Raw genomic sequence first — 13,397 nt, forward strand, 5'->3', positions numbered from 1 at the left:
AGGTCTGCCGCTGGACCGATGTCGAGGCCTTCCGCCCCACGTACCAGGGTCGCGAGACCCCGAACATGGGCCGCCTGGTCGGGCACCGCGAGTGGGAGACGCTCTACCACGGCTGGAACTGGGCCGATGTCGTCTCCGACATGGGCTTCGTTCGTGACGACGGCAAGACGATGACGGCTCAGCCCCACCTCGACCTGGATCCCAAGAAGATGTGGACGCTGGACCACCTTCGCCGTTGCCCGCCGTGTGGTAGCCCCAATGTGATCATCAACGAGCTCGACGCCGCCGGTAAGGCCGCGTTCCTCGCTGATTACAACAAGCAGGGCCCCGCCGGACGTCCGGCACCCGCGAGCGCCTGAGCGCGGGTCAGGTGAGGGGGGTGGGCCGGCGGAACCACCGTCGGCCCGCTCCCTGCCAGGCCGGACTCAGCACTGCACAACAGGTTCGACCGGTGAAAGGCACAACACATGGGTGAAAAGCACATCGTGCGGTTCGAACCCGTCGGCATCGAGATCGAGGTCGACGAGGATCAGAACATCCTTCGCGCGGCGGCCGAGCAGGGCGTCCAGCTCATGCACGGCTGCAAGGAAGGCCAGTGCGCGGCTTGCAAGTCCTTCGTCCTCGAGGGTGAGGACATCGAGTACGACTCGTACTCGACCTTCGCGCTCCCGGACTACGAGAAGGAGGAGGGTTCCACTCTCCTGTGCCGAGCGCACGCCTACGAGGACCTGGTGATCGAACTCCTCAACTACGACGAGGAGATCATCCGGTCCGGCCTGCCGCTGAAGAGGGGTGTGGCCGAGGTCGTCTCGAACGAATCGGTCACGCACGACATGCGTCACCTGGTCCTGAAGCTGATCGAGCCCGAGGAGATCAAGTTCTTCCCTGGCCAGTACCTCGACATCATTGTGCCGGGTACAGAGGAGAGCCGCTCGTTCTCCATGGCGAACACGCCGGGCCGTGAAGGCCACTTCGAGTTCGTCATCAAGGTCTACCCCGACGGCCTGTTCTCCGAGTTCCTCGCCACGAAGGTGGCAGTCGGTGACCGGCTCGACGTGGAGGGCCCCTTCGGCACCTTCACGCTGCGGGAGAGCCGCACATCACCGCTCGTGTTCGTCGGTGGCGGGGCCGGTCTGGCCCCGGTACTGGGCCTTCTCCGATCGATGGCGGATCGAGGCGTCGAGCGGCCGGCAGTCTTCTACTACGGGGCCCGCCAGCAGCGGGACCTGTGTTTCGAGAAGGAGCTCCGGGAGCTGGAGGAACGTCTCCCCAGCTTCCGGTACGTCCCGGCGCTCTCCGAGCCCGCGGACGGCGACGAGTGGGACGGCGAGGTCGGTCTGATCACCGATGTCGTCAAGCGGTGTGAGCCCGACCTGAAGGGGAAGGAGGCCTACGTCTGCGGGCCGCCGCCCATGGTGGATGCGGCGATCCCGTTGCTCACAGAACTCGGAGTGCCCGAGCAGTTCATCTTCTACGACAAGTTCACCACCACCGGTGAACAAGAAGGCGAGGACGGCCAATGACGACCACTCAACGGCCGGAACGCAATGTTCCGAAGCCAATGTTCACGGACGCGGAAGCGGGCGCCCAGGAGTTCCCCGACTCCGGTGCCAGCGCACGCCGGTACAACTACTACAAGCCGGCCAAGCGCAAGCAGACCCACTACGAGGACGTCACGGTCGACGTCCAGCCGGACCCTCGCCACTACCTGTCACAGGGGTGGATCTACGGCTTCGCCGACGGCACGGCGGGATACCCGCTGACCTGGACCAAGCTGAAGGCGTGGGGCGTCGACAAGCCCGAGCCGCAGCGTGGACCGGGTTCCGGCGGGCAGCACGTCGCCGACTGGCCGGCCCACGGCTGGCACGAGTTCCGGGACCCCAACGAGGAATGGGAGATGACGTTCTACCGCTACAACGCGAACGTCGTCCGCCAGACCACCCAGAACATCGAGAACGCCCGGCAGGCCAAGGCGTTCGACAACTGGACCCCGAACTGGAAGACGTTCGTCGAGCGCAACGTCGGCGCCTGGATGCACATCGAGCACATCCTCGGCCTCTACGTGTTCGCGGCGATCAACCGCTCCTGCCCGACCAACATGCACAACACGGCCATGGTCGTGAACAGCATGCACAAGATCAGGTTCGCGCAGGACCTCGCCCTCTACAACCTGACGCTGTCGGAGGAGATCGAGGGCTTCGACGGGTCGGCCCACGTCGACGCGTGGAACAACGACCCCGAGTGGCAGGGCGTCCGCAAGGTCGTCGAGGCGCTCACCGCGGTCGACGACGACTGGGGCGAGATGGCCTTCGCCGCCAACGTGGTGTTCGAGCCGCTGCTCGGCGAGCTGTTCCGATCGAACCTCGTGCAGCAGGCCGCGGCCGGCAACGGCGACTTCGTGACGCCGACCGTCATCGGCGCCGGCGAGTACGACTACTCGCAGCGCGACCTGCGCTGGACCACCGCGTGCTTCGGTCCGCTCACGCAGGACCGCGAGTTCGCCGAGCACAACAAGGAGCTCATGCAGGGCTGGCTGTCCAAGTGGACGGCGCAGTGCATCGAGGCAGCACGCACGATGCAGCCCCTGTGGTCGCAGGCCGACCACAAGCCGCCCCGCTTCGAGGACGCCCTCGATCGTGCCAAGAGCCGGTTCGCCGGCATCGTGACCGAACTCGGACTGGAGCCCCCGAAGGAGCTGTCGCAGTGACCAGTTTCAAGACCACCGAGAGCCCGTTCAAGGCGAACAACACGGCGTCGAACATGGCCGGCGTGACCCTGATGAACAACCAGGTCGGCGTCGTCGTGGCCGAGGTGATGGACCGGCAGGAGAACGTCACCATCACCCACCTGCCGTCGATGATCCGTGTGGACTGTGTGGGCCGGATGGACTTCGTCTATGACGAGATCTCCGAGGCACTCGGCGAGGAGGAGGGCTTCTACGACGCCTCCGAGTTCGAGGAGAACATGTCCACCCACTACGGGAAAATGATCCACATGGATGACCGGACCGTCATGTTCGGGAATCTGGAGGAGGCCGCCGAGTTCATCGGCGACATGCTGCCTCCCGAGGTCGCCAAGTAGTCGCACGATCCCGCAGTTCCCGGGTCGCTACCCCCGCAATCCGGCGGTGGGTAGCGACCCGGTGCGTGTCACCCGTCGTTCTACCCCGCGCAGAGCACGACCCGATTTCTCCAGGAGGGCCCCGTGGCCAAGGAACTCAAGTTCGGACAGGAAGCTCGCGATCTGCTGAAGGCAGGTGTCGACCAACTGGCCGAAGCGGTCAAGTCGACGCTCGGTCCGAAGGGCCGCAACGTCATCCTGGAGAAGATCACCGGGACGCCGGAGGTCACGAACGACGGTGTGACCATCGCCAAGGAGATCTACCTGAAGGACCCGTTCGAGAACATGGGTGCGCAGATCCTCAAGGAAGCTGCGATCAAGACGAACGACACCGTCGGTGACGGCACCACCACCGCCACGGTCATGGCGCAGGCCATCGTCCGCGAGGGCACGAAGGCCATCACGTCCGGTGGGAACCCCGTGCTGGTCAAGCGCGGCATCGACGTCGCGGTGGCCGCGATCGTCGAGCACCTCTCCACCGTGGCGCACCCCGTCGACAGCGTGGAGGACCTCTCCCGCGTCGCCGCCATCTCCGCCAACGACGACGAGTCCATCGGCCGCATCGTGGCCCAGACCCTGCACACCGTCGGCGACGACGGCGTCATCTCGGTCGACGACGGCCCGGTGCTCGGCCTGCAGGTCAACTTCGTCGAGGACTTCGAGTTCGACAACGGCTACGTCTCGCCCTACCTGGTCACCGACCCGGGCAGCATGATGGCGATCCTCGACGACCCCTACCTGCTGCTGTCGTCGGAGAAGATCACCGATGTCCGCTCGCTGATGCCGATGCTGGAGCGGGTCATGCGCGACCCGCGGCCGCTAGTGATCATCGCCGAGAAGGTCGAGGGCAGCGCGCTGCAGATGCTGGTGCACAACCACGTCAACGGCCACCTCAAGGTCACCGCGATCCAGGCGCCCGGCTTCGGCGAGAAGCGCGTGCACATGCTCGAGGACATCGCGGCGCTCACCGGGGCGAAGGTGCACTCCAAGGCGTCGTCGTTCTCGCTGGAGCAGGTCACCCTCGAGCACCTCGGCCGCGCCTCGCAGGTGCGGGCCACCAACGAGAACACCGCGATCATCGGCGGCGGCGGTGCGAAGGAGGCCGTGGACAACCGGCTCGCCCAGCTGCGCGCCGAGATGCACCGCGCCAGCATCGGTACCGACGAGGACTGGCTCAACGATCGCATCGCCCGGCTGTCGGGCAAGGCCGCGATCATCTCGGTCGGTGCCCCGACCAACGCCGAGCTCAAGGAGATCCGGCACCGCGTCGACGACTCCCTGCAGGCCACGCGCGCCGCGATGGCCGAGGGCATCGTCGCCGGCGGTGGTTCGGCCCTGCTGCACTCCGAGCAGGCGTTGAACAAGCTGGACGTCTCGGGCGACTACCGGATCGGCGTGGAGATCGTCCGGGCCGCGCTCACCGAGCCGGTGTTCCTGATCGCCACCAACGCCGGCTACGACGGCCACGACGTGGTCAAGCAGGTCAGCGCGCTGGGCGTGGACGAGGGCTTCGACGCCCTCGAGGGCCGCTTCGGCAACATGGTCGAGATGGGCATCATCGACCCCCTGCGGGTCGTGCGCTCCGCCCTGCAGAACGGCGCCTCCGTGGCCGGCCTGATCCTCACCACCAACTCCCTGGTGGCCGAGGAGCAGACTCCGTGGAACAAGGCGCTCATGACGGAGTACGGCCCCCTCGACGACGGCATCCCGCAGCCGTCTCCCGACTCGAGCACCCCCCAGTCCATGGGCCTGGGGCCCTCGGTCGGCTAAGCCGTGTACACCGTCGGGGGCGAAAGCTGCCTGGTCGTCGACGCCCAGGTGCACATCTGGGACGCCAGCCCGCACAACCAGGCGATCCCCGACGGCGAGGTCTACGCGCTGGATCTCCTGCGCCGGCACCGCGAGCTGGACGGCTCCGCGGTGCCGCCGCACGAGGTCGAGCGCGTCACCGAGCAGACCCTCAACCGGGATGTGTTCGGCGGCGGGTACGTGGACCGCGCCGTCCTGCAGCCCGTGGTGCTCGGTGACCTGTTCGTGCTGGGCTTCTCCCCGCTCGAGTGGCATGCGGAGATGGCGGGCTGGATGCCCGACCGGTTCGTGCTCAGCGGCGAGCTCGATCCGGGCGGTGGTCAGCCCGGCGCACGCGGACTCACCCCCCGCGTGCGCCGGTTCGACCTGCGCGGCCTGACGCTGTGCGAGCGGCGCAGGCCCGCCGGGTGGCTGCAGCTCGCCGACCCGTGGCTGCGCCGCGTGCTGGCGCGGTGCGGGCAGGCCGGCGCCGACGTCGTCCACATCGGAGTGGGGCCCTCCACCCGCCCGGCCCCGTGGCGCCGCGAGGACGACGAGCCCGTGCTGGTGGTCCGCGAGCGGCGGCCGAAGGTGCCGCGGTGGGCGGAGCCGGTGCGGGCGGGCTCCGCACAGCCGGTACGGGCGGGTGCCGCCGCGCGCGTGGCGCCTCCGGGGTTCGACGCCCGTGAGTTCCGCGACCTCGCCCGGGCGCTGCCCGACATCCGGTTCGTGCTCGGGGCGGGCTGCCTGCGCACCGAGCAGCTGTGCCGGCTCGCGGCGCTGCCCAACGTCCACGTCATGCTGACCGAGATCCTGCCGTGGACGGAGTCGCTCGACTTCGCCCACGCATTCGGCTCGCTCCTGGCCGCGTTCGGGCCCGAGCGGCTGCTGTTCGGCAGCGGCTACCCGATGATGCGGCCGGGCAGGCTCGTGGAGGAGCTCGCCCGCTACCGCTTCCCGCCGGGCCTGGGGCGCCGCTACCCGCGGTTCGGCGCCGATGCGGTACGCGCGGTGCTGGGGGGCAACGCGGCGCGGCTCTACCGCATCCCCGACGCCCGGCAGACGACCACCACGGTGGCTGCCGCGGGCGCATAGCCGCTGCTCCCGGTTGCAGGGCCATTCGGAGGTACCTAGCCTCGTCCGCTAATCGAGGAGGTCCCTTACACATGACGAGGCCAGACACGGCGCAACCGACCGTGATCGACGAACCCACGGTGCGCAAGGCGGTCGGCGCCTCGGCGATGGGAAACCTCGTCGAGTGGTTCGACTACGGCATCTACAGCTACGTCACCGTCTACATCGCCGCCAGCTTCTTCCCGGGCGGTGCTTCCGGTGCCGGCGTGTTCTTCACGCTGGCGACCTTCGCCGTGGCGTACCTCGTCCGGCCGTTCGGGGGCATCGTCCTCGGCCCGCTCGGTGACCGGATCGGGCGCAAGAAGGTGCTGGCGCTCACGATCGTGACGATGTCGGGGGCCAGCTTCGTCCTGGGCCTGCTGCCGACGTTCTCGGTCGTCGGGTACCTGGCACCGGCCCTGCTCGTGCTGGTCCGGCTGATCCAGGGCTTCGCGACGGGTGGTGAGTACGGCGGCGCCGCCGCGTTCATCGCGGAGTACGCCCCGGACAAGAAGCGCGGCTTCTACTGCAGCTTCCTGGAGTTCGGCACCACCGGCGGGTTCGTGCTGGCGGCCGCGCTGGTGACGGCCCTCGAGTTCGGCCTGTCCGCGGACGCCATGGCCGCCTGGGGCTGGCGCATCCCGTTCCTCATCGCCGGCCCGCTGGGCCTGGTCGGGCTCTACCTGCGCTCCAAGCTGGAGGACACCCCGGCGTTCCTCGCGCTCGAGCAGAAGGCGGAGGTGTCGGACTCGCCGCTGCGCGAGGTGATCACCCGGCACTGGCGGCCGATCCTCGTCTGCATCGGCCTGGTGCTGTTCTACAACGTCGCGGTCTACACGGTGCTGTTCTACATGCCCACGTACCTGCAGACCACGCTCAGGCTCGATTCCACGACCGCGCTGCTCTACATCCTGGGCATGATGCTCGTGATCATGATCGTGATCATCCCGGTGGGGGCGCTCTCGGACCGCATCGGCCGGAGACCGCTCATCGTGACGTCCTGCGTCGGCTTCATCCTCCTGTCCTACCCGGCGTTCCTGCTGCTGGACACCGGCACGGTCGGCGGCACCGTCGGTGGCCTCGCCATCCTCGCCCTGCTGCTCGTCATGCTGCTGGGCACGATGTCCGCGACGCTGCCCGCGCTGTTCGAGACCGACGTCCGGTACGGGGGGTTCTCCATCGGCTACAACATCTCGACGTCGCTGTTCGGCGGCACCGCGCCGGCGATCCTCGCGTTCCTCGTCACCGCCACCGGGAACAACGCCATCCCGGGTGTCTACGTGGCCGTGGCCGCCCTGATCTCCATGGTCGCGGTGGTGAAGGTCCGGGAGAGCGCGCGGAAGCCGCTGCCCGGCTCGGCGCCCTCGGTGCTCGCGTCGAGCGGCCCCTGAGGCCGGACGATCCGGTCGCCGGCCGCGACGCCGTTCCCCACGGGCGGTACTTCGGCATCACCGGTTCGGAGGGCGTGCGCTCGTGATCACGGGGTAGCGCCAGGCGTAGGCCCAGCAGACCGTGCCGTCGGCCGGGACGACCACGCGGACGCGGCGGTACCCGGGCCCCTCGTAGGCGTCGAGCGCCGGGAGGACGGCGGCCGGGTCGTGCAGCGGCACCACCACCCCGGGCGTCGATCCGGGCCGGTCGGGCAGCCATGCCGGGTAGCCCCTGCCGGTGTCCAGCACCGTGCCGGGGACGGTCGCGGGGCGCGGCGTGCCGGCGGCGTGGGGAGCCAGGAGGTGCCACGACGGCTGCCCGGGCCGCAACAGGCCGTAGGTGAACAGAGCCGCGGGCCACTCGTCGGGGTGCGGGGCGCCGACCACCGTTCCGGCGTCGAGGCCGTCGGTCTCGGCGGCCTCCCCGACGAGGTCGTGGGCCACCGCCTGCGGGACGTCGGCGCAGCGCACCGGGCGTCCGTCGACCAGCAGCGGACGCCGGGCCGTGGAGTGGCCGAGGTAGCACCACGGGCTCGCGATCAACGTGCCGTGGTCGGTACGGATCTCACCGGTGTGCAGGCGGGCCAGCCGGAAGCGCTCGTCGCGGCCCTCGCAGCGGTCCAGCACCGCGACCTGGTCCGGTGTCGCGAGCCAGACGGCGTGCTCCTCGGTGACGCCGGGCGCCGCCGCCAGCACCGCGGGGCGCTGGCCGTCCCGCAGCCGCAGGCCCGCGGCCCACACCGCGGCGACCCCGGTGGTGCGGACCCGCAGCACGACCACCGGGCCGGGTCCGAGCCCCAGCTCCTCGCGCAGCCACGTGATCTTCGACGGACAGCGGTTGGAGCCGTAGGCCAGCGTCGGCACGCGCGCGGCGGCGGGGGCGGCGCCGTGGGCCGTGAGCAGGTCGTCGAGGTCGGCTCCCAGCTCGTGGGCCACCCCGTCGACGTGCACGTACGACCCCGGAGGGACGGTGCCCGGATAGGGATCGGCGGGGAAGTCGGCGTCGGGCCAGGGCACCGCGCCACGCTAACCCGGGGCCCGGCCGCGATGCCCGTGCAGCCCGACACGAACGGTCCTGCTCCGAGAGTGCGAGCGGGCCCCGGCCCGGCGCGTCCGGCTCACGGTGGACACGCCATTACTGTCGACGCGTGCTGCCACGGACGATCGACTGGGTGGACGGCCGGATCGTGATGGTCGACCAGACCGCGCTGCCGCAGGTGCGGGTGGTCCCCGCCGCGTCCGTGGACGAGCTGGTGGACGCGATCCGCAGGCTCGTGGTCCGGGGAGCGCCCGCTCTCGGTGTGGCCGGCGCCCTGGGTGTGGCGCTGGCCGTCCGGACGCTGACCGGACCCGCCCTCTACGCCGCGATCGACCGCCTCGCCGCCGCGCGTCCCACGGCGGTGAACCTGGCGGTCGGGGTCCGGCGGGCCCGGGCGGCCCTGCCCGGAGGCCCCGACGCGGTCCTCGCCGCCGCCCTCGCCGTACGCGACGAGGACATCGCCGCGTGCCGGGCGATCGGTGCCCGGGGCGCCGACCTGCTCGCCGAGCTGTGCGGACCCGGCCCGCTGCGGCTGCACACCCACTGCAACGCCGGCGCCCTCGCGTGCGTCGAGTGGGGCACGGCGCTGGGCGTGGTGCGGTCGCTGCACGAGGCCGGGCGCGTCGCGTACGTCGTGGCCGACGAGACCCGCCCGCTGCTGCAGGGCTCGCGGATCACCGCCGTCGAGCTGACCGAGACGGGCGTGCCGCACCGCGTCGTCGTGGACGGGGCGGGTCCGTCGATCATCGCGCGCGGGCTCGTGGACGCGGTGGTGGTCGGCGCCGACCGGGTGGCGGCCAACGGCGACACCGCCAACAAGATCGGCACCTACCCGCTCGCACTCGCCGCGGCCCGGGCGGGCATCCCGTTCCTCGTGGCCTGCCCGGAGTCGACCGTCGACCCCGCCACCCCCGACGGCGGCGCGATCGTGGTGGAGGAGCGTGCCGCCGAGGAGGTGCTCGTGGTCGGCGGGACGCGGACGGCACCCGCGGCGAGCGAGGCCTGGAACCCCGCCTTCGACGTGACCCCCGCCGACCTCGTGACGGCCGTGGTCACCGAGCGGCGGGTGTGGCGGCCCGCCCCGTGACGTCGCCGCTGACGTCCACGTCGTTCCGTCTCGTCCTGGTGACGACGGTGCTCGCCTTCGGCGGGTACGCGCTGTTGCTGCCCGTCGTCCCGCTGTGGGTGGCGCGCGGGGGCTCGGGCGCGTTCGGGGCCGGGACCACCACCGGCGTGCTGATGCTCGTCACCGTCACGACCCAGCTCGCGGTGCCGTGGCTGCTCGCGCGCATCGGGCACCGCTGGGTCCTGGGCATCGGCGCGCTGCTGCTCGGTGCCCCGGCCCCGTTGCTCGCGCTCTCGCCGGACCTCGCTCCGGTGCTCGCGGTGTCGGTCGTGCGCGGCGTCGGGTTCGGGCTGGTGACGGTGGCCGGCAGCGCGTTGGTGGCGGAGCTCGTGCCGCCCGCTCAGCTCGGACGGGCGTCGGCGCGGTACGGGCTCGCGGTCGGGCTGCCGCAGTTCGTGCTGCTCTCGGCCGGGGTGGCCGCGGCGGAGCGGCTCGGGTTCACCGTCGTGTTCGTCGTCGCCGGGGTGCTGCCGCTGCTCGGTGCGCTCATCGCGACGATCGTCCGGGTGCCTCCCCGTGGGGAACGCCCCGAGACGGCGTCCGCACCCCGGTCCGGGCCGCCTGCGTGGTGGCCGGTGCTCGCGATGCTCGTCTGCGCCATCGCCCAGGGCGGGCTCATCACGTTCCTACCGCTGGCCGTGCCCGACGCCGGCACGGTCGTCGCGCTCGCGCTGCTCGGTACCGCCGCGGGCGGGCTGACGGGTCGGCTGGTGGCGGGGGAGCTGGTGGACCGCCGCGGCTGGGGCGGGCGGCTGCTGCGGCCCGGGGTGCTGGTGGCGGCGGTGGGCATGACGGTCGAGGTCGTCGTCGGGTCCGGCCCGAGCGTCGTGGTGGGAGCTGTCGTGGTCGGGCTGGGGTTCGGCCTCGTCCAGAACGACGCGCTGACGGCGCTGTTCGCCGCGGCGGGCCCCGAGCGATACGGCTCGGCGAGTGCCGCGTGGAACATCGCCTACGACGCCGGTACGGGCGCAGGCGCCGTAGGGCTCGGCGCGGTGGCGGAGCCCTTCGGCTACGCGGCGGCGTTCGGGACGTCGGCGGTGCTGCTGGGGCTGGTGGCGCTGGGCAGCCACCCACCTCGCAGCACGTGAGTCGTCCTCGCAGCGCGCCGGCGTGCTTGCGCGACGCGACGCGACGCGCGGCGAGGTGCGGCCGGGCCGTCAGCTGCCCTTCGCGATCCACTCCTCGAGGTGCGGGAGCTCCGCGCCGATCGAGGTGGAGTCGCCGTGGCCCGTGCGCACCGTGGTGTCGCCGGGCAGAGTGAGCAGCTTGCCGCGGATCGAGTCGATGATCGTGTCGAAGCTCGAGTACGACCGCCCCGTGGCGCCGGGCCCACCCTGGAACAGGGTGTCGCCGGTGAACACCGTGCCCAGCTCGGGCGCATAGAGACACGACGAGCCGGGGGAGTGCCCGGGCGTCTGGATCACCTGCAGCTCGACCCCGCCGACGGTGATCGTCTGGCCGTCGGACAGCTCGCCGTCGGGCGTGCGGTCGGGCCAGGTCATGTCCCAGAGCACCTTGTCCGCCGGGTTGAGCAGGATCGGTGCGTTCAGCCGGTCCGACAGGGTCGGGGCCTGGTTGACGTGGTCGTCGTGCGCGTGGGTGCACACCACGGCCACCACGCGCCGGCCCGCGACGGCGTCGGCGATGGCGTCGGCGTCGTGCGCCGCATCGACGACGATCACCTCGTTCTCGTCGCCGACGATCCACACGTTGTTGTCGACGTCCCACGTGCCCCCGTCGAGGGAGAACGTGCCGGACGTGACGAGGTGGTCGACCGGTCCGGTCGGGGGCATCAGAACAGCACCACCGAGCGCAGGACCTCGCCCTTGTGCATCTTCTCGAACGCGGCCTCGACGCCGTCGAGCGGAATGGTCTCGGAGACGAACTTGTCCAGCGGCAGGCGACCCAGCAGGAACTGGTCGATGAGCATCGGGAAGTCGCGGCTGGGCAGGCAGTCGCCGTACCAGGACGACTTGGTGGCGCCGCCGCGGCCGAACACGTCGATCAGCGGCAGGTCGATGGTCATGTCGGGCGTCGGCACGCCGACGAGCACCGCGGTGCCAGCGAGGTCGCGGGCGTAGAACGCCTGCTTGAAGGTCTCGGGCCGACCCACGGCGTCGACGACGACATTGGCGCCGTTGCCGTCGGTGAGGGCCCGCACGGCCTCGACGACGTCCTGCTGCTTGGCGTTGACGGTGTGGGTGGCCCCGAACTCCCTGGCCCACTCCAGCTTCCGGTCGTCCATGTCGATCGCGATGATCGTGGTGGCGCCGGCGAGCTTGGCGCCCGCGATGGCGGCGTCGCCGACGCCGCCGCAGCCGATGACGGCGATCGAGTCGCCGCGGCCGACGCCGCCGGTGTTGATCGCCGCGCCGATGCCGGCCATCACGCCGCAGCCCAGCAGGCCCGCGGCCTCGGGCTTCGCGGCCGGGTTGACCTTGGTGCACTGGCCGGCGTGGACGAGCGTCTTCTCGACGAACGCGCCGATGCCCAGGGCCGGGGTCAGCTCCTGGCTGGACTCCAGGGTCATCTTCTGCGCGGCGTTGTGGGTGTTGAAGCAGTACCAGGGCTCGCCCCGGCGGCAGGCGCGGCAGGTGCCGCAGACGGCGCGCCAGTTGAGGATCACGTAGTCGCCGGGCGCGACGTCCGTGACGCCCTCGCCGACCGCCTCGACGATCCCGGCGGCCTCGTGGCCGAGCAGGAACGGGAACTCGTCGTTGATCCCGCCCTCGCGGTAGTGCAGGTCGGTGTGGCAGACCCCGCAGGCCTGCACCGTCACGACGGCCTCGCCCGGGCCCGGATCGGGGACGATGATCGTCTCGACGGAGACGGGCTCGCCCTTCTTGTGTGCGACGACTCCGCGGACCTTCTGCGGCATGGTTCTCTCCAGCGTCGTTGGTGTTCCGGCTGTCTTCGGCGGTCGGCTCTCATGCGAAGCCTGCCATGTAATGGCGGGAACGACCGGTCGGGTTCGGTCCGTTTCGTATGGTGGGAGGTACTCTCCGTAACCGTGACTGAACGCGCGGGGATCGAACGCAGCGACGACGGGGAGGTTGCGGTCGTGCGGCTGGCCCACGGCCCGGTCAGTGCGATGGACGTCGAGCTGTGCGAGGCGGTGGCGGCCCAGTTCCGGGCGCTGGTGGCCGATCCGGCGCGAGCGGTCGTCCTCACCGGTACCGGCCGGTCCTTCTCCGCAGGGGCCGACCTGCGGCGGTTCGTCGCCGAGGGCGAGCCCTACGCCCGGCGCTTCCTGCCCGCGCTCGACGCGATGTTCCGGGCGGTGTTCGACCTGGCCAAACCGGTGGTGGCAGCCGTCAACGGGCACGCGATCGCGGGCGGCTGCGTGCTCGCCGCATGCGCGGACGTGACGCTCATGGCCGAGGGCAAAGGGCGCATCGGAGTGCCGGAGCTGCGGGTCGGGGTGCCGTTCCCGCGGTCGGCGATGGAGGTCGTCCGGTACGCGGTGGGCGACGTGGCTGCGCGCCGGCTGATGCTCGGCGCGCAGACGTACGCCGTGGCCCAGGTGCACGCGCTCGGGCTCGTCGACGGCGTCGTGGCCCCCGAGCTCCTGCTCGGCCAGGCGGTGGAGCGGGCGCGGGCACTGGCGGCCGACGTCCCCGCCGACACGTTCGCGTTCACCAAGCAGCAGCTGCGCCGGGACGCGCGCGAACGCATGGACCGCTACGCCGACGAGGACGACGCCACCGCCGCGCTGTGGGTCCGCCGCGCCACCGACGGCTGGACGGCCGCCTATCTGGAGTCCGTCACCGGGAAGTGAGGG

12 protein-coding genes and 1 pseudogene are annotated in these 13,397 nt (G+C 71.1%); 10 read left to right on the forward strand and 3 right to left on the reverse strand.

The features are described from left to right. From JWR81_RS01905 to JWR81_RS01935, 7 genes and pseudogenes are all read left to right on the forward strand, one after another. Positions 1-359 (forward strand): annotated as a pseudogene (locus tag JWR81_RS01905) (methane monooxygenase); the annotation flags it as partial. A 108-nt stretch (positions 360-467) separates the two neighbouring features. Further along, positions 468-1,523, forward strand: a complete 1,056-nt coding sequence (locus JWR81_RS01910) for a 2Fe-2S iron-sulfur cluster binding domain-containing protein (RefSeq protein ID WP_297645897.1) — start codon at positions 468-470, stop codon at positions 1,521-1,523. Beyond that, a complete protein-coding gene (locus tag JWR81_RS01915; RefSeq protein WP_297645899.1) occupies positions 1,520-2,707 on the forward strand; it encodes an aromatic/alkene monooxygenase hydroxylase subunit beta in 1,188 nt (395 codons plus the stop codon). Before JWR81_RS01910 ends, JWR81_RS01915 begins: the two co-directional genes overlap by 4 nt. Continuing rightward, positions 2,704-3,081 (forward strand): propane 2-monooxygenase effector subunit MimD, encoded by a 378-nt coding sequence (gene mimD / locus JWR81_RS01920; protein WP_297645901.1) that lies wholly within the window; start codon positions 2,704-2,706, stop codon positions 3,079-3,081. The genes JWR81_RS01915 and mimD overlap by 4 nt, the downstream gene beginning before the upstream one ends. 123 nt (positions 3,082-3,204) lie before the next feature. Continuing rightward, positions 3,205-4,890: a chaperonin GroEL gene (gene groL / locus JWR81_RS01925; RefSeq protein ID WP_297645903.1), complete on the forward strand. Its 1,686-nt coding sequence runs from the start codon at positions 3,205-3,207 to the stop codon at positions 4,888-4,890. Between the two features lie 3 nt (positions 4,891-4,893). Then, on the forward strand, positions 4,894-6,003 hold the full coding sequence (locus tag JWR81_RS01930) for an amidohydrolase family protein (RefSeq protein ID WP_297645905.1): 1,110 nt from the start codon (positions 4,894-4,896) through the stop codon (positions 6,001-6,003). Between the two features lie 71 nt (positions 6,004-6,074). Then, the gene (locus JWR81_RS01935) at positions 6,075-7,412 is read left to right on the forward strand and encodes an MFS transporter (RefSeq protein WP_297645907.1); all 1,338 of its coding nucleotides are present in this window, start codon (positions 6,075-6,077) and stop codon (positions 7,410-7,412) included. Positions 7,413-7,469: 57 nt separating this feature from the next. Here JWR81_RS01935 and JWR81_RS01940 read toward each other — a convergent pair whose 3' ends face one another. Next, positions 7,470-8,468, reverse strand: a complete 999-nt coding sequence (locus JWR81_RS01940) for a gamma-glutamylcyclotransferase (protein WP_297645909.1) — start codon at positions 8,466-8,468, stop codon at positions 7,470-7,472. A 134-nt stretch (positions 8,469-8,602) separates the two neighbouring features. Between JWR81_RS01940 and mtnA the strand changes: the two genes are divergently transcribed. Together mtnA and JWR81_RS01950 are read left to right on the forward strand one after the other, a co-directional pair. Further along, positions 8,603-9,577, forward strand: a complete 975-nt coding sequence (mtnA, locus tag JWR81_RS01945) for an S-methyl-5-thioribose-1-phosphate isomerase (RefSeq protein WP_297645918.1) — start codon at positions 8,603-8,605, stop codon at positions 9,575-9,577. Next, the gene (locus tag JWR81_RS01950) at positions 9,574-10,704 is read left to right on the forward strand and encodes an MFS transporter (protein ID WP_297645910.1); all 1,131 of its coding nucleotides are present in this window, start codon (positions 9,574-9,576) and stop codon (positions 10,702-10,704) included. The genes mtnA and JWR81_RS01950 overlap by 4 nt, the downstream gene beginning before the upstream one ends. A gap of 69 nt (positions 10,705-10,773) precedes the next feature. Here JWR81_RS01950 and JWR81_RS01955 read toward each other — a convergent pair whose 3' ends face one another. Continuing rightward, positions 10,774-11,409, reverse strand: coding sequence for an MBL fold metallo-hydrolase (locus tag JWR81_RS01955; protein ID WP_297645912.1), 636 nt, complete (start codon positions 11,407-11,409; stop codon positions 10,774-10,776). Further along, positions 11,409-12,494 (reverse strand): S-(hydroxymethyl)mycothiol dehydrogenase, encoded by a 1,086-nt coding sequence (locus tag JWR81_RS01960; RefSeq protein ID WP_297645914.1) that lies wholly within the window; start codon positions 12,492-12,494, stop codon positions 11,409-11,411. Before JWR81_RS01960 ends, JWR81_RS01955 begins: the two co-directional genes overlap by 1 nt. A gap of 132 nt (positions 12,495-12,626) precedes the next feature. On the opposite strand from JWR81_RS01960, the gene JWR81_RS01965 reads away from it, so the two are divergent. Further along, on the forward strand, positions 12,627-13,394 hold the full coding sequence (locus JWR81_RS01965; protein WP_297645916.1) for an enoyl-CoA hydratase/isomerase family protein: 768 nt from the start codon (positions 12,627-12,629) through the stop codon (positions 13,392-13,394). The last annotated feature ends 3 nt before the right edge of the window (positions 13,395-13,397 follow it).

The sequence above is a fragment of the Pseudonocardia sp. genome, assembly GCF_025965585.1.
Classification (GTDB): domain Bacteria; phylum Actinomycetota; class Actinomycetes; order Mycobacteriales; family Pseudonocardiaceae; genus Pseudonocardia.

Coding starts and splice junctions, on each gene's coding strand:
- JWR81_RS01910 (WP_297645897.1), top strand. CDS start 468: ATGGGTGAAAAGCACATCGTGCGGTTCGAACCCGTCGGCATCGAGATC.
- JWR81_RS01915 (WP_297645899.1), top strand. CDS start 1,520: ATGACGACCACTCAACGGCCGGAACGCAATGTTCCGAAGCCAATGTTC.
- JWR81_RS01935 (WP_297645907.1), top strand. CDS start 6,075: ATGACGAGGCCAGACACGGCGCAACCGACCGTGATCGACGAACCCACG.
- JWR81_RS01955 (WP_297645912.1), bottom strand. CDS start 11,409: ATGCCCCCGACCGGACCGGTCGACCACCTCGTCACGTCCGGCACGTTC.
- JWR81_RS01960 (WP_297645914.1), bottom strand. CDS start 12,494: ATGCCGCAGAAGGTCCGCGGAGTCGTCGCACACAAGAAGGGCGAGCCC.